Annotated in this window: 25 protein-coding genes and 4 tRNA genes; 17 read left to right on the plus strand and 12 right to left on the minus strand. The window is 39.1% G+C overall.

Features of this window, described 5'->3' with window-relative positions; genetic code table 11:
* Positions 1-11: 11 nt before the first annotated feature.
* Entirely contained in the window at positions 12-1,016 is a 1,005-nt protein-coding gene (locus HDE70_RS15435; protein ID WP_183891161.1) for a zinc-binding alcohol dehydrogenase family protein, read from the minus strand.
* Positions 1,017-1,142: 126 nt separating this feature from the next.
* On the opposite strand from HDE70_RS15435, the gene HDE70_RS15440 reads away from it, so the two are divergent.
* Complete coding sequence (locus HDE70_RS15440) at positions 1,143-1,523, plus strand: winged helix-turn-helix transcriptional regulator (RefSeq protein ID WP_183868028.1); 381 nt, start codon at positions 1,143-1,145, stop codon at positions 1,521-1,523.
* A 206-nt stretch (positions 1,524-1,729) separates the two neighbouring features.
* Complete coding sequence (locus HDE70_RS15445) at positions 1,730-2,875, plus strand: fatty acid desaturase family protein (protein ID WP_183891162.1); 1,146 nt, start codon at positions 1,730-1,732, stop codon at positions 2,873-2,875.
* On the opposite strand, the gene HDE70_RS15450 is transcribed toward HDE70_RS15445, so the two are convergent.
* Complete coding sequence (locus HDE70_RS15450) at positions 2,872-3,387, minus strand: hypothetical protein (RefSeq protein WP_183891163.1); 516 nt, start codon at positions 3,385-3,387, stop codon at positions 2,872-2,874. The two genes, HDE70_RS15445 and HDE70_RS15450, sit on opposite strands and share 4 nt — an antisense overlap.
* A gap of 7 nt (positions 3,388-3,394) precedes the next feature.
* Positions 3,395-4,297: an NAD(P)-dependent oxidoreductase gene (locus HDE70_RS15455; protein ID WP_183891164.1), complete on the minus strand. Its 903-nt coding sequence runs from the start codon at positions 4,295-4,297 to the stop codon at positions 3,395-3,397.
* Between the two features lie 279 nt (positions 4,298-4,576).
* Between HDE70_RS15455 and HDE70_RS15460 the strand changes: the two genes are divergently transcribed.
* The 3 genes from HDE70_RS15460 (at position 4,577) to HDE70_RS15470 (ending at position 7,011) form a co-directional block, all read left to right on the plus strand.
* Positions 4,577-5,476: an oxidoreductase gene (locus HDE70_RS15460; RefSeq protein WP_183891165.1), complete on the plus strand. Its 900-nt coding sequence runs from the start codon at positions 4,577-4,579 to the stop codon at positions 5,474-5,476.
* Between the two features lie 38 nt (positions 5,477-5,514).
* Positions 5,515-6,321: a helix-turn-helix domain-containing protein gene (locus tag HDE70_RS15465; RefSeq protein WP_183891166.1), complete on the plus strand. Its 807-nt coding sequence runs from the start codon at positions 5,515-5,517 to the stop codon at positions 6,319-6,321.
* Between the two features lie 123 nt (positions 6,322-6,444).
* Entirely contained in the window at positions 6,445-7,011 is a 567-nt protein-coding gene (locus HDE70_RS15470; protein WP_183868034.1) for a dihydrofolate reductase family protein, read from the plus strand.
* Between the two features lie 94 nt (positions 7,012-7,105).
* On the opposite strand, the gene HDE70_RS15475 is transcribed toward HDE70_RS15470, so the two are convergent.
* From HDE70_RS15475 to HDE70_RS15500, 6 genes are all read right to left on the minus strand, one after another.
* The gene (locus tag HDE70_RS15475; RefSeq protein ID WP_183868035.1) at positions 7,106-7,876 is read right to left on the minus strand and encodes an alpha/beta fold hydrolase; all 771 of its coding nucleotides are present in this window, start codon (positions 7,874-7,876) and stop codon (positions 7,106-7,108) included.
* A gap of 122 nt (positions 7,877-7,998) precedes the next feature.
* Positions 7,999-8,083, minus strand: a tRNA-Leu gene (locus HDE70_RS15480).
* Between the two features lie 48 nt (positions 8,084-8,131).
* A tRNA-Gly gene (locus tag HDE70_RS15485) sits at positions 8,132-8,204 on the minus strand.
* Positions 8,205-8,248: 44 nt separating this feature from the next.
* Positions 8,249-8,333, minus strand: a tRNA-Leu gene (locus HDE70_RS15490).
* Positions 8,334-8,381: 48 nt separating this feature from the next.
* A tRNA-Gly gene (locus HDE70_RS15495) sits at positions 8,382-8,454 on the minus strand.
* A gap of 137 nt (positions 8,455-8,591) precedes the next feature.
* Complete coding sequence (locus tag HDE70_RS15500) at positions 8,592-9,077, minus strand: regulatory protein RecX (RefSeq protein ID WP_221270686.1); 486 nt, start codon at positions 9,075-9,077, stop codon at positions 8,592-8,594.
* 138 nt (positions 9,078-9,215) lie between these two features.
* Here HDE70_RS15500 and HDE70_RS15505 point away from each other — a divergent pair, with 138 nt between their 5' ends.
* Together HDE70_RS15505 and HDE70_RS15510 are read left to right on the plus strand one after the other, a co-directional pair.
* Positions 9,216-11,675 carry a bifunctional UDP-N-acetylmuramoyl-tripeptide:D-alanyl-D-alanine ligase/alanine racemase gene (locus HDE70_RS15505; RefSeq protein WP_183891167.1) on the plus strand — a complete coding sequence of 820 codons (2,460 nt, stop codon included), beginning with the start codon at positions 9,216-9,218 and terminating at the stop codon, positions 11,673-11,675.
* Positions 11,676-11,684: 9 nt separating this feature from the next.
* The gene (locus tag HDE70_RS15510; protein ID WP_183868037.1) at positions 11,685-12,275 is read left to right on the plus strand and encodes a DUF502 domain-containing protein; all 591 of its coding nucleotides are present in this window, start codon (positions 11,685-11,687) and stop codon (positions 12,273-12,275) included.
* An 18-nt stretch (positions 12,276-12,293) separates the two neighbouring features.
* Here the strand turns inward: HDE70_RS15510 and HDE70_RS15515 are convergent, their stop codons facing one another.
* Entirely contained in the window at positions 12,294-13,001 is a 708-nt protein-coding gene (locus HDE70_RS15515) for a TIGR00730 family Rossman fold protein (protein ID WP_041884462.1), read from the minus strand.
* 19 nt (positions 13,002-13,020) lie between these two features.
* Positions 13,021-14,499 carry a sodium:solute symporter gene (locus tag HDE70_RS15520; protein ID WP_183868038.1) on the minus strand — a complete coding sequence of 493 codons (1,479 nt, stop codon included), beginning with the start codon at positions 14,497-14,499 and terminating at the stop codon, positions 13,021-13,023.
* Positions 14,500-14,641: 142 nt separating this feature from the next.
* Here HDE70_RS15520 and HDE70_RS15525 point away from each other — a divergent pair, with 142 nt between their 5' ends.
* From HDE70_RS15525 to HDE70_RS15560, 8 genes are all read left to right on the plus strand, one after another.
* Entirely contained in the window at positions 14,642-15,082 is a 441-nt protein-coding gene (locus tag HDE70_RS15525) for an antitoxin Xre/MbcA/ParS toxin-binding domain-containing protein (RefSeq protein WP_183868039.1), read from the plus strand.
* A gap of 12 nt (positions 15,083-15,094) precedes the next feature.
* Positions 15,095-15,559, plus strand: coding sequence for an RES family NAD+ phosphorylase (locus HDE70_RS15530; protein ID WP_183868040.1), 465 nt, complete (start codon positions 15,095-15,097; stop codon positions 15,557-15,559).
* Between the two features lie 16 nt (positions 15,560-15,575).
* Positions 15,576-16,193 (plus strand): recombination mediator RecR, encoded by a 618-nt coding sequence (gene recR, locus HDE70_RS15535; protein ID WP_183868041.1) that lies wholly within the window; start codon positions 15,576-15,578, stop codon positions 16,191-16,193.
* A gap of 6 nt (positions 16,194-16,199) precedes the next feature.
* Complete coding sequence (locus HDE70_RS15540) at positions 16,200-17,015, plus strand: SDR family oxidoreductase (protein ID WP_183868042.1); 816 nt, start codon at positions 16,200-16,202, stop codon at positions 17,013-17,015.
* 3 nt (positions 17,016-17,018) lie between these two features.
* Positions 17,019-17,861 carry an alpha/beta hydrolase gene (locus HDE70_RS15545; protein WP_260160920.1) on the plus strand — a complete coding sequence of 281 codons (843 nt, stop codon included), beginning with the start codon at positions 17,019-17,021 and terminating at the stop codon, positions 17,859-17,861.
* Positions 17,862-17,941: 80 nt separating this feature from the next.
* On the plus strand, positions 17,942-18,466 hold the full coding sequence (locus HDE70_RS15550) for an OmpA family protein (RefSeq protein ID WP_183868043.1): 525 nt from the start codon (positions 17,942-17,944) through the stop codon (positions 18,464-18,466).
* 118 nt (positions 18,467-18,584) lie between these two features.
* A complete protein-coding gene (locus HDE70_RS15555; RefSeq protein ID WP_221302082.1) occupies positions 18,585-19,157 on the plus strand; it encodes a YeeE/YedE family protein in 573 nt (190 codons plus the stop codon).
* Between the two features lie 2 nt (positions 19,158-19,159).
* Positions 19,160-19,573 (plus strand): DUF6691 family protein, encoded by a 414-nt coding sequence (locus tag HDE70_RS15560; RefSeq protein WP_183868044.1) that lies wholly within the window; start codon positions 19,160-19,162, stop codon positions 19,571-19,573.
* Here the strand turns inward: HDE70_RS15560 and HDE70_RS15565 are convergent.
* Positions 19,570-20,061: a DUF6985 domain-containing protein gene (locus HDE70_RS15565; RefSeq protein ID WP_183891168.1), complete on the minus strand. Its 492-nt coding sequence runs from the start codon at positions 20,059-20,061 to the stop codon at positions 19,570-19,572. The two genes, HDE70_RS15560 and HDE70_RS15565, sit on opposite strands and share 4 nt — an antisense overlap.
* 253 nt (positions 20,062-20,314) lie before the next feature.
* Between HDE70_RS15565 and trpD the strand changes: the two genes are divergently transcribed.
* A complete protein-coding gene (trpD, locus tag HDE70_RS15570; RefSeq protein WP_111636232.1) occupies positions 20,315-21,301 on the plus strand; it encodes an anthranilate phosphoribosyltransferase in 987 nt (328 codons plus the stop codon).
* Complete coding sequence (locus HDE70_RS15575) at positions 21,298-21,924, plus strand: phosphoribosylanthranilate isomerase (protein ID WP_183891169.1); 627 nt, start codon at positions 21,298-21,300, stop codon at positions 21,922-21,924. Before trpD ends, HDE70_RS15575 begins: the two co-directional genes overlap by 4 nt.
* The last annotated feature ends 40 nt before the right edge of the window (positions 21,925-21,964 follow it).

A 21,964-nucleotide genomic window follows, 5' to 3' on the forward strand; every position in this document is an offset into this window, starting at 1 on the left:
ACTGGTAGTGACTAAGCGATCTGCATCACTAATTTTCTGCCTTTGGTTTGGTTATCTTCCAAAAGCTGATGTGCCTCTTTGACTGTTTCTACGCTTAGTAAGCCTATATTTTTTATGGCAGGAGGACTAAGAGAAAGCACTGACATTAACTGCATAAACTTGCTCAGGCTGTCTCCATAATAACCATAATTCTTTTCCAGGGAATAGGCATAGTTGGAAATATTCACCAGAACTGCTCCTTTGTGAAACAGTTCTTCCCTTGCCTGCCCGGTGGTTAAAGCAGTCACATCAGCATAAGTGCCGTTTGTCGCAATTACCTGTGCACAAATCAGGGACATCTGATCCCCAACCAGATCTATACAATGATTAAATAAATGACCTTTATTGTGATTTATGATAACCTGTGAAAGATGAGCTGTTTTATAATCAATAAGCTGCTCCTCTTTTAATCCAGCTTTAAGCAATTGACTTTTACTCTCCTGGTTACCCGCAGTCGCTATGATTTTCTGATAACCTTTAGCAATCAGTATTTTGACCAGCGCCATACCTACACCCCCGGCAGCCCCGGTAATGAAGACCGAATCCGTAAACTGGATACCCAACCGGTTATAACATTGCAGCGCTGTAAGAGAAGCACTTGGAATAGCAGCGGCTTCTTCAAAAGTCAACTGCTCAGGTTTATGTACTAAGAGCAATTCCGGCACACTGATATATTCAGTATAAGTACCGTTTGACCCCATACTACCAGAAGCAGCAAACACTGCATCACCAACTTTAAATCGTTGCGTTAGTTTACCCACCTTAACAATGACACCAGAAAACTCGCGTCCCAGGATAGGGGAATGCATTCGTTTTTTTTCTGTTTTACCTTGCCTCATCTGATAATCAATTGGATTAAAAGCAGTTGCTTTTATTTTAATCAGGATGTCACGATCCCCGGGTTCAGGGATTGCATAATTATTTTCAAGGATGAAATTATCAGTACTTCCAAAATCTTTTAATAGAATCGCTTTCATATAATTTGAATTTAAATGAACCGTGATAAACTGTTCAAACACGAAGGCTAATTTAATTGGTCAATAACTTATATTTGCTATTAGTTAACTACAGGTAACTGGTTACCTCAATTAAACCAGCAGGAAATGGGCACCGTAAAAAATAAAGGGAATATACGTGAAGCAAGTTGTCAGGAAGAACTTACAGCTATGCGCGATAGTATAGAAATATTAGGGGGAAAATGGAAGTTGTTAATCATGAGGTATCTGACAAACAGGACTTCAGAAAATAATCATTTCAAGAAGATTCAGCGGGGTATTAATGGGATTTCTGCCAAAATGTTATCAAAAGAATTAAAAGATCTTGAACTTAATTTAATGGTGACCAGAACCATTCAGGATACCAGGCCGGTTACCATTGATTATGCGGTAACTGAATATGGTAAAAGTATCATTCCGGTAACTGACATGTTAGTCCAGTGGGGATTGAACCATCGGGAGAAAATTAAGGAAGATATACTTGTATAGCCGCTTTATCGTTATAGTGTTGTGCAAGGGAATCTGCGGAGTCAACTATAAAACAATAAGATTTTTGTACTGAAAGATAAAGATGCCTTAACAAGGCAAGGTATAACTATGCGTTATATTTACAGTGGAATATAATTTGCAGCACAACATAATTTACAACAATACATAAACAGGCTCTTAAAGTCGAAGCGGGGAAGACACACAGGATGACTAAAAAAGTCAAGTTTATTAATACAAATCAGTCAACATTTTATATTACGGTACGAAAAAGGGTTGATACTTATTTTACAACAAACAATATTTCTATCCATGCAAATGGAGCCATGTTGTTTAAAGCTACATTCTTTTTAACAAGTTTAACGGTACTGTATCTACTGATTCTACTAGCGAATCTTAGTTTGCCAATCTTACTGTTATTAGCTATGCTATTGGGCGTATCCGGAGCATTTGTAGGCTTTAATATCTGCCACGATGCTATTCATAACTCCTTTTCACGTAATGCTACTGTCAACAAGGTCTTCAGCTTTGTATTTAACCTGATTGGTGCCAGCCCATATGTATGGAACATTTGCCATAACATTGTACACCATACCTATACAAATATTGCTGGTCATGACGAGGATATTGATGTAGCACCGGGCCTTATCCGGTTTTCTGATACTGAAACCGTTAACAAACTGCAAAGATATCAGCATTACTATGCATTTATATTGTATAGCTTTTCTATGTTATCATGGGTTTTCAGAAAAGATTATAAGAAATTTTTTCAGCATAAAATAGGTGAACATACCGTGGTACATCCCCGTGCTGAATATTACAAACTCTTTGGTTACAAAGCAATCTATTATTTCCTGTTTATCGCTTTGCCTTTAATCGTGATGCCCATTACCTGGGGTCAGTTTTTAATCGGTTTTCTGGCCATGCAACTCGCTCAGGGCTTAGTGCTCGGACTTGTATTTCAACTGGCACATGTGGTAGAAGGAACTGACTTCCCTTTACCGAATGAAGAAGGAAATATGGAAGAAGCCTGGGCAGCACATCAAATGAGAACTACAGCAAATTTTGCCGGAGGAAGTAAGATAGCGGCTTTCTTATGCGGAGGATTAAACCGCCAGATAGAACATCACCTTTTTCCGAAAATCTGTCATATCCATTATCCTGCAATAGGTGCTATTGTTAAAGAAACTGCTAAAGAATTTAACCTTCCATATATAGAAAGTATCACCTTTACAGCTGCTTTGCAATCACATTACCGGACGCTGAGGAGATTGGGAAAAGAGACTTATCAAACGAATAAAAACATTAACAGAGAAGTTTATATCGTTCCGGAAACTGTGGTGGTTGTGCTTTAAAATTTTTCCCTGAGCGGAATCCTTTTCCATAAACTTTTATCAATTTGATTGGTATCTATATCTTTGATCCAGAACAAATCTGAAGTAATATATACAACCTTACAGGTTTTATAAATAGGGTAGATCTTTTGATCAGAACCGCAGCCTTTTCTTCTTAAAATGATCTGAGTACCCGGACTGTCTTTATACTCAAATAAAGTCCGGTCTGTACTCCAGCTGCACATACCAGAAAAAACAGTTATGAAAGCTATAAAGGCTGCGAAGAATGCAGCTACTACAGTTAAACCTACTTTTATAAGCAATGGCTTTTTACGATCTGTTTTTTTTAGCGTGCCGGATAAAGTAAATAACACAGCTGTTTGTAATCCGTAGAATACAAACAGCTGATGAAAGTCCCCGCTTTTTCCAATCTTGATTTCCAGCGGAATAAGTTTTCCGAACAGTGCTATAATTACCCAGCAAGCAATAGCAGCTATCGAAGTCCAGAATACGAGTCTTTTTAGTGCTTGCATTAAAAAATTATTTATTATCCAGGTAATTGGTCATATTGATAAAAACCTTCTCTGAAAGCCTTTGTTTCGCTTCAAAAGTAAAGCCTCCAAACTGATCAGATAAAATGATATTATCATGCTTTGCAAATTCTTCCGCAAAGTCCCCAACTCCGTCCGCATCAAAGATGGCAAAGTTTTTGGCATCCGCGATCCAGTTTAGAAACGCTTCCTTCTCAAAAGGCACTCCCAATGATGTATTGACAAGAATTGAATTCGGTTTCTTTAATTTAAACTCTTTTTCTGTAAGGACAATTGTATTTTTTGGTAAATGTGTTGAAATGATATCACAAGATTTCATTAACTCATCAAGGGGTAAAAATGTAATCCCATTTTTTTCCTGCTCATATTTTCTGCTGCGGTTAAAATAAAATACCTGCATGCCAAAATGCTGTGCAGTTTGTGCGACCATCAATCCTAATGTTCCAAGACCAATGATTCCTATGCTTTTATTTTTTAACTCCATAGGTTCATCCTTCCATCTGGCCTTTATTAAGCCTTTGAGTAAGAAAATCAGCTGTGCGAATATAAATTCTACTGCACCTTCATCTCCATAATCTCTAACCCCTTTTACCTGGATACCTTTTTCTCTTGCTGCTATAATATCAACATTTGCAGAAGCTTCATCATACAAACTGCAACACATACCAATATATTTTAAATGAGAAGTCTGCGCAATAATTTCTGCTTTAATTTTTGTTTGCCAGCTTACCAGTACCGCATCTGAATCACCGATGCGGGCAAGCGTTTCGGCATCATCCTGAGGGTAATCATTATATATGCTGATTTTATTTTTTGATAAAGCAGCAAGCTGTTCTATGATTGCTTCAGTCAGACCGCTGCGATCTATAATAGTTATCTTTTCGAATTTCATGTTATCGTTAATTAATTATCAGAAATGCGAATATATATTAATTGTAATCATTAAGATATAAGTTAAACAAAAAGCAAGAGCAGCCATTTAATAAAAATCACCTGACTGAGTGGTAAGTGAATAGCAATCATGCCCTTATCACATATCAAATTAAAGTCACAAATTGATTCTGCTTCTCCCGTTATCAAACTGAGCTTTATAACAAATGAAAATTGAGCTTTCCAGCAAAGCGGGCTTCCTCAATACTTCCGAACTTTAACTCAACAAAAATCATAGCAAATGACAAATTCAGAAACAACCAAAAAAGTTTGGTTTATCACCGGAAGTTCAAGAGGATTAGGAAGAAACCTGACCGAAAGTGTGCTCGCTAATGGAGCTAATGTAGTCGCAACGGCGCGTAATCCAGAACAATTAAATGAGCTTCTGGCAAAATATCCGGATCAGCTTTTTCCCGTAAAGCTGGACGTCACAGATCAAAATCAAATTAACCAGGCAGTTAAAGCGGCTATCGGGCATTTTGGCCGTATCGATGTATTGGTAAACAATGCTGGTTTCGGAATTACCGGAGCTGCCGAAGCTTTTACTGATGAACAAGTACGCAGTCAGCTGGAAACTAATTTAAATGCACCTATTGCTATTACCCGTGCTATTTTGCCTTATATGCGCAAACAACGCTCAGGAAGAATTCTTCAGATCAGTTCTGTAGGAGGAAGAGTTGGCCATTTTGGACTGACGATTTATCAGGCTGCTAAATTCGGTTTGGGTGGTTTTAGCGAGGCATTGGCTCAGGAAGTTGCGCATTTGGGAATTTATGTAACCAGCGTTGAACCAGGAGGGTTCCGTACAGACTGGGCTGGTGATTCGATGAGTTATGCACAAGGAGTAGAAGGATACGAATCTACTGTCGATCAGATAGCCGGACTTTTTAAAGCAGGTAATTTTGTGCCCATGGGAGATCCTGACAAGGCTGCAAAAGTAATGATTGACCTGGTTGAACATCCGAAACCACCTGTTCATCTGATTCTGGGCAGCGAAGCCGTAGGTCTTGTAAAGCATGCTGAAGCTTTAAAAATGGCAGAATTTGAGGAGTGGATACCAGTATCTGTTTCCACAGACCATGCAGAAGCTGTAAATTTTCTGGAAACTGAAGAAGGAAAAACACTGTTGAAAAAAGCATAAGCTGATAGCCTGTTTAATCTTATATATTTGAGCTTGATATGTTCCGGAAAGAAGAAGAAGATAATAAATTGACCCAGATACTCTATTCCTGCTATTTTACCAAAAGCAGGGAAGGGGAGCAGTTCGTGCCTGAACATATTTTTACTTACCAGATTTCTGGAACTCTTCATCTCAATGATGGGCATCAATCGCATGTTTTTAAGGAAGGTGACTTTAGGTTCTGTAAAAGAAACAATCTGGTAAAATTCATGAAAATACCGCCGGAAAACGGAGAATTCAAATCGATATCTGTTCGTCTTGACCAGCAAATGCTTCGCGATTTTAGCATAGAATATGGTTATAATAAGGTTAAAAAGCACGAGAGTGAGATTATTCATGAATTAAAGCCAGATCCACTTTACAAAAGCTATATGGATTCGCTTCTTCCTTATCAATTCAAACAACCAGAGAATCAAAAGCTACTGTCCTTAAAATTGAGAGAGGCTATTCTGATCCTGCTGCAAACTAATCCGGAACTGGCCGATACCTTATTCGATTTTACAGAACCAGGGAAGATAGATCTGGAAGCTTTTATGAATAAGAATTTCCACTTCAATGTGGAGATGAAAAGGTTTGCTTATTTAACCGGAAGAAGCCTGGCTACTTTTAAAAGAGACTTTGAGAAACTTTATCAAATTCCTCCAGGCAGGTGGTTACAGCAAAGAAGATTACAAGAAGCTTATCATTTGATCAAGGAAAAAGGAAAAGCAGTTTCAGAGGTCTATCTGGAAGTTGGGTTTGAAGATCTTTCGCATTTCTCTTTCGCTTTTAAGAAAAAATACGGACTGGCGCCTTCAAGATTATAATAACAGAAATCAGCCAGTTAACCTGTCACAATCCGGGTGTATATTGCCCCCTTTAAATGGCGCGTACACACCCGAATGGAATAAGCTTTCCTTTGTAAATTTATTCCATTAAAAAAAATGACAATGAGAAAAATAGTATTATTGATGCATATCACACTAGATGGCTTTGCAGCAGGGCCAAATGGCGAAATGGACTGGATTCATATAAATGAAGAGATGTTTGATTACATAGGTGAGCAAACGAACCTGGCAGATACTGCTTTGTACGGACGGGTTACCTATCAGATGATGGAAAACTACTGGCCAGCAGCAGCAGGCAAGCCCGGAGCTTCCAAACATGATATTGAACATTCCACATGGTATAATAAAGTCTCCAAAGTTATTTTATCAAAGACTTTGGCAGGGCAGGAGCTTGCTGACACCATGATTATCAGTAGTCAGCCAGCTGAAAAAATTAAAACATTAAAGGAGCAGAAAGGAACGAATATTCTAATGATCGGAAGTCCGGGAGCTGTACATTCACTTTTACAGGAAAATCTGATAGATGAATTTTTGCTATTTGTAAATCCTGTTATCTTAGGCCAGGGAATTCCATTATTCAGTGCCGTAAAAGAGGCCATTCAACTTAAACTTGTCAATAACATTACTTTTTCTTCCGGGGTGGCCTGTTTACGTTACGAAAAGCTATAAGAGCTCAGAAATCAAAATATTCAACCGTTTGGATCAACTGATCTGTACATTAATTATTGAAGCTCCATAAATTTTATGGAGCTTCACTAATTAATCAGGGCTTACCAGCTTTTTCAGCTGCCATGATAATTAATTTAGCCACCTCCTGCGGATGTGACATAAATACTGAATGACTGGCACCTTCTATTTCTACCGTTTGGCTATTTGCTCTTTTCGCATACATCCGTTCCAGATCAGGATTGATAATCCGGTCAGCTTTAGCGACCATATACCAGCTTGGTTTAGTTTTCCAGGCAGGATTACGGACAACCGCATGAAAAGCTGAATCTGCTACAGGCATTTGTGAGTTTGCGATGAATTTTGCTTCTTTCAGCGGCACATCTGCTGCGAAATCAGCAGGGAAGCTTGCCGGATCGATATAATCAAAACCATCAGCTCCCTTTTTAAGAGATTTATAGGCCGAAGGATATAGCTTTCCATTTGCCGCTTCATTTTCTCCGTCGGCCGGAGCATGTGCAGCAATGTATACTAATCCCTGAACGTGTTCTTCATTACCTGCTACAGTGATTACTGCGCCGCCATAACTATGTCCAACTAAAATACAAGGGCCATCCTGCAAAGCAAGTACGCGTTTCACAGCTGCCACATCCCCATCAAAAGAAGTTAAAGGATGCTGAACAACACTTACATGATATCCATCTTTAACAAGAATATCGTAAACTGACTTCCAGCCCGACCCGTCCACAAACGCACCGTGTACCAGAACAATGTTTTTAATGCCAGCTGGTTGCTGTGCCCTCACAAAACCAGTATTGAAAATGGTGGTTAGTGCAAGCACGGCCAGCCCAAAAGTTAATTTTCTCATTTGATATGATTATTTACTTAGTCAAATGTTGCTGATTTTCAGGGAATAGCAGTCAGGTTAATCTCATAAAAACAGGAGGGAAACAAAAAAGGCTTTCGTAATTTACGAAAGCCTTTAAGCAGTACTCAGAGCGGGAATCGAACCCGCACGACTTTTAAGGTCACAGGATTTTAAGTCCTGCGTGTCTACCAGTTCCACCATCTGAGCAGGTGTTAAACCTTTTAAAAATAAAAACCTTCTTAGAGAAGGCTTTAGAGCGAAAGACGAGATTCGAACTCGCGACCCCGACCTTGGCAAGGTCGTGCTCTACCAACTGAGCTACTTTCGCATTGGTATAGTATTATCGGTTCTGTATAACTTTATACAGTTGAGTACTCAGAGCGGGAATCGAACCCGCACGACTTTTAAGGTCACAGGATTTTAAGTCCTGCGTGTCTACCAGTTCCACCATCTGAGCAGGTGTTAACCTTTTAAATAAATGCCTTCCGGTAAAGAAGACACTTAGAGCGAAAGACGAGATTCGAACTCGCGACCCCGACCTTGGCAAGGTCGTGCTCTACCAACTGAGCTACTTTCGCATTGGTTTTATCAACATCATCCGATGTTTCCGTCACGTTGGCAAGGCTTAAAACTGTATACCTTGTTTCCGTTTGGGATTGCAAATATAAGGACTTTTATATTACTGTCAAGTTATTTTTAATAAAAAAAACAGGTATTAACTTAAGTTATTGTCCTTCAGTACTTCAGAAATCAAATTATTTTCAAAGCCCTTCCCCATAAGGTAGGTAATCAGCTTATATTTCCTTTTATAGGCATCTTTCTCTATTAAAACTGCTGATTTCTTTTCAGCAGCAGCAAGGATAGTTTTTAAATAATCATCATAATCAATGGAATTCAGTGCTTTTAAAATCATTTTCTCCGGAATCTTTTTCAATTTAAGCCCCTGTTTGATCTTAACCTTGCCCCATTTCTTGATATTAAACTTTCCAGACACATATGCCATCGCAAACCTTTCCTCATTCAGAAAGTTATTCAGGATAAGTTCTGTGATCACTTCTTCAACCTCGTCATGCCTCAATCCCCAGTCATAAAGCTTATTTCTGATTTCCTGCTGCGCACGCTCCTGGTAGGCACAGTAACTTTCTGCTTTAACTAAAGCAGTCCTTTTATCCAGTGCCGGTTTTGAATATTCTTTTTCCAATATGAATTACTTGTTATATATAGCTGATGCTGCAAATATCCGCATTATTTATTACAGCCTGTTTACAAATAAACGCTAAACTAAACCAAACAGGCTCTTGGAAAAGTTTAACTTTACCACATTCTAGTATTCGGATCAATGAGTGAAATAAACTATACGATTCAGCAGTTGGCTGAACTTTTAAATATAAAATCCTTCGAATTAAAACATCCCGCTTTAATTAATAGCCTGCTTATAGACAGCCGCGTAGTAATCAGCCCGGAAACCTCTTTATTCTTTGCCCTCTCGGCAACCAGAGACGGACATGAATTTATTGCAGAAGCCTATGCCAATGGCATTAAAAACTTTGTAGTTAGTAAAGCCGGATACCAGGGAAAATTCCCAGACGCTAATTTTCTTTTAGTAGAGAATGTGCAGGCAGCCTTACAACGCATTACAGCAAACCACCGCAGCGCATTTGACCTGGAAGTGATTGCGATTACAGGGAGTAACGGGAAAACAATTGTTAAAGAATGGTTATACCAATTACTTTCAGCAGACTTCCAGATTGTCAGGAGCCCAAAAAGCTTTAACTCTCAGCTTGGCGTACCGCTTTCTGTCTGGCAGATTCATCAGGATCATACGCTTGGGATCTTTGAAGCCGGTATTTCTAAAAATGGAGAAATGCAGCAGCTGGCTCAAATTATACAGCCAACAATTGGTATCCTGACGAATATAGGGGAAGCCCATGCCGAAGGATTTACCTCCAGGGAAGAAAAACTGAAAGAGAAATTGAAACTCTTCAAAGACGTCAAACTATTTATTTACAGTCCGGATTATACCGGAAATATAACCGCTGATGAATTACCGGGTGAGCAGCAATTCTCCTGGAGTACAAAAGCTGAAGCAGACTTATCTATTCTTTTTGTCGAACCAATCAATGGCAAAAGCTATATCAAGGCACTTTACAAGGGAGAAGAAATCGAATGCCTGCTTCCCTTTGGTGACCGGGCATCAGTAGAAAACGGAATTATCTGCTGGGCTGCCTTATTAGCACTCGGATACACTCCAGAACAAGCTGACATTCATTTAGAGCGTCTGACGGCTGTAAATATGCGTCTGGAATTAAAAAACGGGATCAATCAATGTTCTATCATAGATGACTCCTATAGCGCTGATATTTCTTCACTGGCTATAGCACTTGATTTCTTGAATCAGCAGAATCAGCATCCTTTAAAAACGTTAATTTTATCAGACTTACCTGAAACCGGAAAAACAGATCCCGAACTCTATACTGAAATTGCAGCCTTACTTAAACAAAAACAAGTAAACAGGCTGATTGGTATAGGGCCGCATATCAGTGCATTTGCCTCACTTTTTGATTTATCAAAATCATTTTATGAAAGTACAGAAGAGTTCATTCAAAAATTTGCCGAAATAACTTTTAACAGTGAAACAATCCTGGTTAAAGGGGCAAGGAAATTTGAATTTGAACGGATCAGCAAACTCCTGACACAAAAAGTTCATGGAACAGTGATGGAGATTGATTTGAACGCATTAGCCAGTAACCTGAAATTCTATAAAGCAAAATTGGCGCCCGGCGTCAAAGTCATGGCGATGGTGAAAGCCTTCTCTTATGGCAGCGGAAGTTTTGAGATTGCCAATTTACTACAATACCATAAAGTAGATTATCTTGCTGTAGCTTATACAGACGAAGGAATTGCATTAAGAAAAGCAGGAATTACTTTACCGATCATGGTGATGAGTCCTGAACCATTTGCTTTCGAGGCGATCCTGAAATATAAGCTGGAACCTGAACTTTATAACCTTGACATTCTGAAGGCTTTTATCGCTTTCTTACCGGAGACGCAAATCGCTTATCCAGTGCATATTAAAATTGATACCGGGATGCACAGGCTGGGATTTGAAGAACCCGATCTGCCAGAATTATTGCCTTTGCTGAACCAGACTCAAAAACTCAAAGTAATGTCTGCATTCTCGCATCTTGCAGCCAGTGAAGATGAACAGCATGATGAATTTACAGGCTATCAGCTAAAAACCTATCTGCATCTTAGCGGAGCCTTGCGTAAGGGATTGGGTTATGACTTTATACAGCATATTTCCAATACCTCAGCGATCACCAGGCATCCGCAGGCGCAATTGGACATGGTCAGAATAGGTATCGGTTTATACGGTTTTGACAGCGGGCTGGCAGATAAAAGCGGACTGCGTACCGTGGCAGTTTTAAAAACTACGATCACGCAAATTAAGACAGTGGGGCCGAAGGATACTATTGGTTATGGCCGCTGGGGAGTTTTACCCGAAGGTGGCACTACTGCAACCGTCAAAATAGGTTATGCAGATGGTTACCGCAGGTCTTTTGGCAATGGAGTAGGAAAGATGCTCGTGAACGGTAAACTGGCTCCGGTAATCGGTACAATCGCTATGGACATGTGTATGCTGGACATAACCGGGCTGGACGCTAAAACCGGCGATGAAGTCATTATATTCAATAATGAACTGACAGTTGACGATTTAGCAAAACAAATTGATACTATTCCCTATGAGATTTTAACAAATATCTCTCAAAGGGTAAAACGCATCTATTTTTATGAGTAGTTTTGTGTTATGAATAGGATTGGGAAGGCACTGTTAAATTACCTGATTAAGGGGTTATTGATTGTATTGCCTATAGCTTTAAGTATTTACATTGTCATTTGGGCAGTTACCACAGTCGATAGCTGGTTAAATGTCAATAATATTCTGGGAGTTGACCCGAGAACAGGAGAGAGCAGGAATATTCCGGGCCTGGGGCTTGCGCTGGTTATTGCGTTAATTCTGACCGCAGGGATATTTGTGACTAATTTTGTGACTGAGCCTATGTATAACTGGTTCAACCGCTGGATGAACAGGTTACCCGGGCTGAATTTTATTTATTCTTCCATTAAAGACCTTACTGAAGCATTTGTTGGAGATGAAAAGAAATTTAATCATCCTGTTTTGGTAGAAATGACTGCGGATATTAAAAGAATTGGCTTTATGACGCAGAACGATTTGTCATCGATTGGCTTACCCGGAGATTGTGTAGTTTATTTTCCTTTCTCTTACTCTTTTGCAGGACAGGTTTGTGTCGTTTCTAAAGATAAAATCAAAGAATTGAAGATGAATGCTGCTGATGCGATGAAATTAGTCGTATCAGGAGGGGTTAGTCATCTCTAACCCCTGCTAAATATCAGCCTAGAAATTAGGTTTCAGGACGTACTTATCATAGAATCTGAAGATATGTTCTGTTGCTTCCTCAGCGGTATCCGCTAGTCTGAACAGGTTTAAATCTTCTGCATGGATATTATGCTCTTTCTCTAACATCGTGTTTTTGATCCAGTCGATTAATCCACCCCAATAATCCTTACCTAACAAGACAATAGGGAAACGGGCAATTTTACCGGTCTGGATTAATGTAATCGCTTCAAACAGCTCATCCATTGTTCCCATTCCACCAGGTAACACGATAAATCCCTGTGAGTATTTCATGAACATTACTTTTCTTACAAAGAAGTAATCGAATTGCAGTAATTTGTTGTGGTCAACATATTTATTGTGGAACTGCTCAAAAGGCAGGTCAATATTTAATCCTACAGATTTTCCGCCATTGGTATGGGCACCTTTATTACCGGCTTCCATGATACCAGGGCCACCACCTGTAATTACACCATAACCGCGGTCTGTCAGTAACTTACCACAATCAACTGCCATTTGATAGTATTTATTCGTTTCGGCAGTTCTTGCAGAACCAAAAATGGATACACAGGGGCCAATTTTAGCCAGCTTTTCAAAGCCATCTACAAATTCAGCCATTATTTTAAAGATCTGCCATGAATCCGTTACTTTGATTTCCTGCCAGTTTTTGTTTTCAAACGCGCTTCTTATTTTCTCTTCACTCGTCATTTTTATGCTTATTTATATTTTAAAATTTAGTTTGGTCAGCCGTATTTCGTCCGGTAACCCAAAGTAGTAAAAATGTAATCAAACCGTTTAGCACAATCAGCTCAAAGCTCATTGCATAGCCAAACCATTTTATACTGTGCGTATTGATCACAAAACACAACACAGGGGATGCAATACACAGATAAGGTACTAATTTATCTGCAACTGCTTTCTTTGTCAGCATCCCGAAAGCAAATAAACCTAACAGTGGGCCATAAGTATAACCTGCTGCTGTAAATATTGAATTGACTACAGAATCATCATTAATTGCTTTAAAGACCAGGATAACAGCAACCATAACGACCGAAAACCCGATATGTACCCAGTGCCGCTGTGTGACCAGCTTTGGATCATTCTGATTTTCTTTTTTATCAAAATGCAAGAAGTCCATACAAAAAGAAGTTGTAAGGGCAGTTAGCGCAGAATCTGTCGTTGCAAATGTCGCAGCCGTTAAGCCCAGCATGAAAATAATCCCTGGGATGATATTCAAATGGTTTAAAGCAATTTCAGGATAAAGATGATCCGGCGTTTTTAAGTCAGCAACTGCTATGCCATTTTTTGCAGCATACAGGTATAATAAAGCGCCCACACTCAGGAAAAAGATATTCATCACTACAAATACCCCTGTAAAAGTGAACATGTTCTTTTGTGCTTCACCGATACTTTTCATGCTCAGGTTCTTTTGCATCAGATCCTGATCCAGCCCTACCATGGCTACGGTGACAAAAATACCTCCTAAAAATTGTTTCAGGAAGTGAGACTTACTGCCCAGAAAATCTTCCCAGAAGAATATTTTGGAATAACTGCTGTTTTTTACCGCTTCAAAAGTACCTGCTATGTCCAGGTGTAGTGATTTTGCGATAAATATGATGGAAAGGACTACTGATAACAGCAAAAATATTGTTTGCAGGGTATCGGTGATGATAATAGTTTTAAGACCGCCTTTATGCGTGTAAACCCAGATTAATACCAGGCAAAGTACTATAGTTAACCAGAATGGGATATTCCAGGCATCAAAAATAAATTTTTGAAGTACAATAGCCACCAGATATAATCTGAACGAAGATCCGATAGTTCTGGAAATCAGGAAAATTACCGCGCCTGTTTTATAACTATAAGCGCCCAGTCTTCTTTCCAGATAGGTATAAATGGAAATCAGGTTCATCCGGTAATAAAGAGGCAAAAGGACGGTAGCTACGATGATAAAGCCCACGGCGTTCCCCAGTACAAATTGGAAATACCCGAACTCACCTTTACCAACCGCGCCGGGTACAGAGATAAAAGTTACCCCTGAAAGGGCTGTTCCAATCATTCCAAAAGCTACCAGGTACCATTTTGAATTGCGGTTCGCAATAAAAAATGAGGCATTATCAGATGAGTTCCTGGAGGTGAAATAGGCTACTCCTATTAAAAGGGCAAAATATCCTAACAGAAAGGATAAAAGTATGGCGGGAGTCATATATAATTATACTTTAGGAGCTAAATGTAATAAAATCATCTGCTAAAAGTCAAAAGGGTGTTTAAAAAGTTGATGATAAATTTTAAACACGCTTTTCATTTAATGCGACATATTATCTTTATCTTTAGGGAAAATGTCGGTTATGATGTTACGTGAAGATAGTCTGGTCTACTTATTGGGCGGAGCAGATCTGATAAGGGAAAAGATTAAGTCTGTATTTGATTTGATTACTTTAAGCAATAAAGGGATTAAGAAAGCCTCTTTGGATGCACTGGTAAGTCATATGGGAATGACTAAAAAGAATTTTGCTGAAGACATACTGAATTTGTCCGTTAAAACTCTGGAACGAAAAAAAGCAGACGATTTGCTCGACAGATATACTTCCTCACATATCATAGAAGTAACTAAGGTGGTAGCACATGCTTTTGAAGTATTTGAACAAGAAGAGAAAATGCAAAAGTGGTTAAACACACCCAATAGAGCATTGAATCAAATGAAGCCGGTGGACTTGTTTTATATCCCTACAGGACTTGCGATGGTTGATAATGTACTGGGCAGAATTGAAGAAGGAGTTTATTCTTAGCGGTTATCTTATATGATCGTATATCGTATTGCAAAATTAAAAAAGAGAGCCACTGATTTGTCTGGCATGGGAGCCTATAAAGATGGTGGACGCTGGAATAATGCTGGAACTTATATGTTGTATACCAGTGAAAATAGTTCATTGGCTTATCTTGAAAATCTGGTTCATTTTGAAATAGAAAACAGTCCTCCAAATCTCTATATGATGAGTATTGAACTCAAAGTAGATGATACCCTTATTTATAAACTCCCTGATAAAATTTATCCTGTAAACTGGCAGGAGATAGGTAATCTTCAAAATAAAAGAATTGGTGATGAGCTGATGGAAGAACGAAAATTTCTGGGCATTAAAACCAGATCAGCAATCAATAAATCAGAATACAATTATTTGCTGAATCCTTTGTTTCCCGGCTATCATGAGCTGGTTAGTGTCAGATTAGTTGAAGAGTTAGCAGTAGATGCGAGATTAGTGAAATAAAATATAAATTTGTAAGATGAATTTTTCTTCCAAGCTACTCGAAGATGCTGTTAACGAATTTTCCAAACTACCTGGTGTAGGACAAAAGACCGCATTGCGTCTGGTACTGCACTTATTGAACAAGGAACAAGAGGAAGTAGATACTTTCGGGAACTCCATCATCAGGTTGAGAAAAGATATCAAACACTGTAGCATTTGTCATAATATATCAGACCTGCCCATATGCGGGATTTGCAGTTCCAATAAACGGGAGAAAGAAATAATTTGTGTGGTAGAAGATACGCGTGATGTCATGGCAGTAGAAAACACCTCTCAATATTTTGGCGTTTACCACGTATTAGGCGGATTAATTTCTCCAATGGATGGGATCGGGCCATCCGATCTGTTTATTGACTCTCTGGTTCAGCGTGTTGCGACAACACCCGTTAAGGAGATTATTCTGGCCTTAAGTGCTACTATGGAAGGGGATACGACCCTGTTTTATCTTTATAAAAGACTCAAAGACTTTCAAATACCAATTACCACTATTGCCCGCGGAATCGCTTTTGGCGGTGAACTGGAATATGCAGATGAAATCACTTTAGGCCGCTCAATCGTTACCAGGGTACCCTATGTCAATTCAATAACCAAATAAATCACGATGGATTTTAAGAATAAAGTAGTCATTATTACCGGTGCTTCATCGGGTATAGGAAAATCATGCGCTGAAGAATTTGCTAAACGCGGTGCAAACTTAGTACTGGCAGCCAGGCAATTTGTGACTTTATGTGAAGTTACTGCCGATCTGGAAAAAAGATACGGAATTAAAGCGCTGGCCGTACAAGCTGATGTGAGCAAAGAATCAGATTGTGAAGCACTGATTAAACAGGCACTATTAACCTTTAATCAGATCGATATTATGGTCAACAACGCAGGTCTATCTATGCGTGCGCTTTTTAACGAACTTGATTTATCAGTCCTTAAAAACCTGATGGATGTGAATTTCTGGGGTACGGTTTACTGCACTAAATATGCATTACCTGAAATCCTGAAGACTAAAGGGAGTATAATTGGCGTTTCTTCTATTGCAGGCTATCGTGGTTTACCCGGCAGAACAGGTTATTCCGCATCAAAATTTGCAATGAATGGATTTATGGAAGCGCTGAGAACAGAGATTCTGCATACTGGAGTACATGTCATGGTGGCTTGTCCGGGTTTTACAACTTCGAATATCCGGGTGGCAGCACTGGCAAAAGATGGTACCTCGCATGGAGAAACCAGTATGGAAGAAGGAAAGATGATGTCTTCAGAAGAAGTTGCAGTAAATATAGTCAATGGAATTGCTGCGCGTAAACGTACGTTAATCATGACAGGACAAGGTAAATTAACCGTATGGATCAATAAATTGTTTCCGGCACTGGCCGATAAACTGGTGTTTAACCACTTTACAAAAGAGAAGAATGCCTTAATTAAATAAGGAATGACCCACATAAAAAAGCTATTGATGTTATTTGCCTTTCTGGGACAGTTCTTCGCTTTAACTGCTAAAGTGAAAGTAGAGAAGAATATTAATTATACTGCGGTAAATGATCAGTACAGGCAACTGGATGTTTTTTATCAGAAAAATATAGCTAAAGCTAAAGATGTGGTAGTTTTTATCCACGGAGGCTCATGGAGCAGTGGGAAAAAAAATATATACTGGTGGCTGGGAAGGAACCTGGCCCGTAAAGGAGTGGTGACCGTAAATATCAACTACGGCTTAGCACCAGCTTATCAATATGACCGCATGGCTGAAGATTGTGCACAAGCCGTGAAATGGGTAAAAGGGCATATAAGTGAATACGGCGGGAATCCGGAAAGGATTTTTCTGATGGGACATTCTGCCGGAGGGCATCTTGCCGAACTCATTAATGATGACCCTGTTTACTTTAAGCAGGCCGGTATTACAAATCCTGTGAAAGGTGTGATTTTGAATGATGCCTTTGGCCTGGACATGAAAGAATATATGACCAATGCGGAAAAAGATAACAACTATTATGATTTTCTGCGCACCTTTTCCAAAGATCCGGTCATATGGGAAAAAGGATCTCCTTTACATTATGCAGAAAACAGTAAAAACCCGCACCTGATCTTTTATGGGGAGAAAACTTATCCTGCGATACAAATACAATCCGAAAGACTGAATAAATTGCTTGTAAATGCTCATGTGCCCTCATCATTGCACGTAATCCCTAAAAAGAAACACGTAGGAATGATTTCCCAGATGGTATTTGGCAGCAACCAGCTTTATGACTTCATAATGGATTTTTTAAAACACGCTTAATAATTTACTACCTATCTATTGAAATTTATTTATGTTTACAATTCACAAATTTTAACCTTTAATAAGAAACAAACACGAAAATGAGATTTCAAAAAACACACTTACTATTAGCTGGTATCGGCTTATTCGCCTTTTCTCTTCAAGCTTGTAAAACGAAGAAAATCGTTGCCAAACCTAATCCACCAGTAGCAGTAGAAAAACCGGTAGAGAAACCAGTAGAGAAAGCGCCTGTAGAAGAAAAAGCAGAGACTCCAGTTCCTGAGAAACCAAATTTCAACTTCTCTAATGTTCAGTTTGAATTTAACTCTGACGTATTGAAAACTGCTTCTTTCCAGATCCTGGATAATGCAGCGAAAGAAATGAAAAAAGACCCTTCAGTGAAATTTGTTCTGAATGGAAACTCTTCAGCCGAAGGTACGCCTGAGCACAATATGTCATTGTCAGTAGACAGAGCAAACTCAGTAAAATCATATTTAGTAAATGCAGGTATCAGTGGTAGTAATTTATCAGTAAAAGGATTTGGTGCAACAAAACCAATTGACAACAACTCAACTGAAGCAGGTAAAGAATTAAACCGTAGAGTAGAAATTAAAGTAGCGCAATAACCAACGCTTTAACTATTTCATAGCTGGCCGAAGGCACCCGTTTCTAACAGGTACTTTCGGCCAGTTTTTTTATAATACCGAATAAATAACGGAACTTACAGGCTCCATAACCAGAGATATGAGTATCCTTGAATTTATAAAACAACCCTGGCCGTGGTATGTTGCCGGCCCGCTGATCGGAATGACTGTACCTATACTGCTGCTGATTGGTAATAAAGCATTTGGAATCAGTTCTTCCTTACGTCATATCTGTGCCGCCTGTATCCCGGCTAAAATCCCTTTCTTCCAATATGACTGGAAAAAGGAAGCATGGAACCTGTTCTTTGTCGCAGGGATATTTTCGGGCGGTTTTATTGCCGCATCTTTACTTGTTAATCCTTCAACTATTGTATTGAACCCTAAACTGATAACTGAGTTATCAGGCTATGGTATTACAGATTATCATGCTATGGTTCCAGCACAGCTGTTTAACTGGTCTTCGCTATTTACTTTGCGCGGCCTGATTATGATGGTTGGCGGAGGTTTCCTGGTTGGTTTCGGGACACGTTATGCCGGTGGGTGCACAAGTGGTCACGCTATTATGGGGATTTCAACTTTACAATGGCCTTCTCTGGTCGCTACCTGCTGTTTTATGGCCGGTGGTTTTATCATGGCTAACTTTATTCTTCCTTACATACTCTTACTCAGTTAATCATGAAGAACAATTTAAAATATCTGCTGGTAGGTATCGCATTTGGTATCGTTTTCGTCAAGGCCGAGGTGATCAGCTGGTTCCGTATCCAGGAAATGTTCCGGTTACAATCTTTCCACATGTTTGGTGTCATTGGAAGTGCAATCGCAGTAGGTATGCTTTCGGTATGGCTGATAAAAAAGTTTAATATCAAAACTATCAATGGTGAAACGATCACTTTTACGCCGAAGACTTTCAATAAAGGCCAGATCTACGGAGGATTGATTTTTGGTTTTGGCTGGGCGATTACAGGTGCCTGTCCGGGGCCGTTATTTGCACAAATAGGCACAGGGGCAACCGTTATCAGTATTACCTTAATCAGCGCTATTGGAGGAACCTGGGTTTACGGAAGATTTAAGGATAAGTTACCGCATTAAGATTCAGCAATTCCGCCAATCGATGTAATCTCATTATTTTTAAACTTTATTTCAATTCCATGTTCAGTATCCAATTGATAACGGATCGGAATAATGATAGTCTGATTATCCTCAATCCTGATATGCAGAATATCTCTCATATATTCAAAATGCTTTTCTGCCGTATCAATATTTAATGGCGCTTTTCCTGATTTTTGCTCATGCTCATAATAATGTGCATATAATCTTTGATAACGCTCAAAACCTTGCGCTTTGATGGTTAAAAGTAGATCGGGAAGATTATTCAGGAATGCTGAAAATGTATCGGCATATGCATCAAGGCTGGTTTGATTTGGAGGAGTATCAATTTCATCTCCATCTTCATCAAACTCACTTCCTAAAAATATTTCTATCTCCTGCTCGCTGAAATTTGGAATGTTATATTTCTGATCAGCAGTAAAGCCCATCAAGCTTTCCGTTATCTGACCCCAGAATTTGTGTTTGCTCATCTGAATTATAGTTTTTGAGAATATGCGAATATAGTTGTAAATAAGTAATTTGTCTTCTCAAAAAAATAATTCAACAAATAGTTGTTCTTTTCCAAAAACAATTCCATATTTGTTTTACAATGATACAAACAAACGGACTTAACATTTGGTGGTGGCACAGCGATAGCGCGGTGTAACCCTATTTTGTACGTTTTATTTTATATACAATATTTTGAGGGTTGCTTTATAAGCAGCCCTTTTTTTTTGATTCCCCATGAAGAAAATACTCAACCACTTATTCGAAAACAAGTCTTTTAGCAGGGAAGAAGCCCAGCGAATTTTGATAGCAATTGCCTCAGGGGAATTTAATACTTCGCAGATTGCGGCGTTTATTACGGCCTTCGGGATGCGTAATATAACAGTCGCAGAGTTGCAGGGATTCCGTGATGCGATGCTTGACCTTTGTGTAAAGGTTGATCTTTCCAATTACGAACTGGTCGATCTTTGCGGTACCGGAGGTGATGGAAAAGACACTTTTAATATTTCCACGTTAGCTTCTTTTGTCGTGGCCGGAGCAGGATATAAAGTTGCTAAACACGGTAACTACGGTGTATCCTCAGGCTGCGGTTCTTCCAATGTCATGGAGTACCTGGGTTATACTTTCACTGCTGATCAGGACGAACTGAAAAGAAGTCTGGACCGCGCAGGAATTTGCTTTATTCACGCTCCATTATTCAATCCTGCGATGAAAATCGTGGCGCCAATACGTAAAGACTTAGGTGTTAAAACCTTTTTCAATATGCTGGGGCCAATGGTTAATCCGGCGCAGCCGAAAAACCAGATCGTAGGAGTATTTAGTCTTGAACTTGCCCGCCTGTACGCTTATCTTTATCAGGATACTGATAAAAACTATACTATTATACATGCTGTAGATGGCTTTGATGAAGTTTCATTGACTTGTGATTTTAAAACATTCAGTAAAAACGGAGAAGCGCTGGTTAAAGTGAGCGATCTTGGTTTTGAGGAATTTGATGTACATGAAATTGTTGGTGGTGATACCATTAAATCATCAGCTCATATCTTTACCAGCGTATTGCAGGGCACAGGTACTGATCCGCAGAATAATGTGGTGTTGTGTAATGCGGCGATTGCGATTCAGACTATTAAGCCCGAACAATCTTTTGCAGATTGTTTTTATGAAGCAGAATCTTCGCTGGTTGGTGGAATGGCTTTGAAAAGTTTTCAAAACCTGATCGGATGAAATATAAACTGAAAATCTGCGGGATGAAAATACCGGCTAATATAACAGAGGTTGTTGCTTTACAACCTGATTATATCGGCTTTATCTTTTACCCGCGATCTAAAAGATTTATTGGTAATCTTGATCCTTTACTAATTAAAAATATACCGGCATCCATAAAAACTACAGGTGTATTTGTGAATGAAGAATTGGAAACCGTGAAAAATGCGATCATAACTTATAACCTGAAAGCTGTTCAGTTACACGGTCAGGAAAATGCAGCTTATTGCGAAGCGCTGAAAGGACATGCAGAAGTAATCAAAGCTTTTGGAATTGATGAAAACTTTAATTTTGATACGCTGGATGAATACCAGGCTTATACAGATTACTTTCTTTTTGATACACAAACTCCGGATCATGGAGGCTCAGGGAAAACTTTTAGCTGGCAGCTCCTGGGAAATTATAAAAATGGAAAACCCTATTTCCTGAGCGGCGGGATAGGAATTGATCAGCTTGCTGAGCTGGAAATGATCAAAGATGAAAGGTTGTATGCGATAGATATCAATAGCAAATTTGAACTTTCACCAGGATTAAAAGATACCGTGTTGCTAAGTACCTTTAAACAGGCGCTTGATAAAATTTAAAATTACAGAGTTGTTATTGCAACTTATAAAAAGATAAGAC

Source organism: Pedobacter cryoconitis, from assembly GCF_014200595.1.
In the GTDB taxonomy this organism is placed as follows: domain Bacteria; phylum Bacteroidota; class Bacteroidia; order Sphingobacteriales; family Sphingobacteriaceae; genus Pedobacter; species Pedobacter cryoconitis_C.

Coding starts and splice junctions, on each gene's coding strand:
- HDE70_RS15435 (WP_183891161.1), bottom strand. CDS start 1,016: ATGAAAGCGATTCTATTAAAAGATTTTGGAAGTACTGATAATTTCATC.
- HDE70_RS15440 (WP_183868028.1), top strand. CDS start 1,143: ATGGGCACCGTAAAAAATAAAGGGAATATACGTGAAGCAAGTTGTCAG.
- HDE70_RS15445 (WP_183891162.1), top strand. CDS start 1,730: ATGACTAAAAAAGTCAAGTTTATTAATACAAATCAGTCAACATTTTAT.
- HDE70_RS15450 (WP_183891163.1), bottom strand. CDS start 3,387: ATGCAAGCACTAAAAAGACTCGTATTCTGGACTTCGATAGCTGCTATT.
- HDE70_RS15455 (WP_183891164.1), bottom strand. CDS start 4,297: ATGAAATTCGAAAAGATAACTATTATAGATCGCAGCGGTCTGACTGAA.
- HDE70_RS15460 (WP_183891165.1), top strand. CDS start 4,577: ATGACAAATTCAGAAACAACCAAAAAAGTTTGGTTTATCACCGGAAGT.
- HDE70_RS15465 (WP_183891166.1), top strand. CDS start 5,515: ATGTTCCGGAAAGAAGAAGAAGATAATAAATTGACCCAGATACTCTAT.
- HDE70_RS15470 (WP_183868034.1), top strand. CDS start 6,445: ATGAGAAAAATAGTATTATTGATGCATATCACACTAGATGGCTTTGCA.
- HDE70_RS15475 (WP_183868035.1), bottom strand. CDS start 7,876: ATGAGAAAATTAACTTTTGGGCTGGCCGTGCTTGCACTAACCACCATT.
- HDE70_RS15505 (WP_183891167.1), top strand. CDS start 9,216: ATGAGTGAAATAAACTATACGATTCAGCAGTTGGCTGAACTTTTAAAT.
- HDE70_RS15510 (WP_183868037.1), top strand. CDS start 11,685: ATGAATAGGATTGGGAAGGCACTGTTAAATTACCTGATTAAGGGGTTA.
- HDE70_RS15515 (WP_041884462.1), bottom strand. CDS start 13,001: ATGACGAGTGAAGAGAAAATAAGAAGCGCGTTTGAAAACAAAAACTGG.
- HDE70_RS15520 (WP_183868038.1), bottom strand. CDS start 14,499: ATGACTCCCGCCATACTTTTATCCTTTCTGTTAGGATATTTTGCCCTT.
- HDE70_RS15525 (WP_183868039.1), top strand. CDS start 14,642: ATGATGTTACGTGAAGATAGTCTGGTCTACTTATTGGGCGGAGCAGAT.
- HDE70_RS15530 (WP_183868040.1), top strand. CDS start 15,095: ATGATCGTATATCGTATTGCAAAATTAAAAAAGAGAGCCACTGATTTG.
- recR (WP_183868041.1), top strand. CDS start 15,576: ATGAATTTTTCTTCCAAGCTACTCGAAGATGCTGTTAACGAATTTTCC.
- HDE70_RS15540 (WP_183868042.1), top strand. CDS start 16,200: ATGGATTTTAAGAATAAAGTAGTCATTATTACCGGTGCTTCATCGGGT.
- HDE70_RS15545 (WP_260160920.1), top strand. CDS start 17,019: ATGACCCACATAAAAAAGCTATTGATGTTATTTGCCTTTCTGGGACAG.
- HDE70_RS15550 (WP_183868043.1), top strand. CDS start 17,942: ATGAGATTTCAAAAAACACACTTACTATTAGCTGGTATCGGCTTATTC.
- HDE70_RS15555 (WP_221302082.1), top strand. CDS start 18,585: ATGAGTATCCTTGAATTTATAAAACAACCCTGGCCGTGGTATGTTGCC.
- HDE70_RS15560 (WP_183868044.1), top strand. CDS start 19,160: ATGAAGAACAATTTAAAATATCTGCTGGTAGGTATCGCATTTGGTATC.
- HDE70_RS15565 (WP_183891168.1), bottom strand. CDS start 20,061: ATGAGCAAACACAAATTCTGGGGTCAGATAACGGAAAGCTTGATGGGC.
- trpD (WP_111636232.1), top strand. CDS start 20,315: ATGAAGAAAATACTCAACCACTTATTCGAAAACAAGTCTTTTAGCAGG.
- HDE70_RS15575 (WP_183891169.1), top strand. CDS start 21,298: ATGAAATATAAACTGAAAATCTGCGGGATGAAAATACCGGCTAATATA.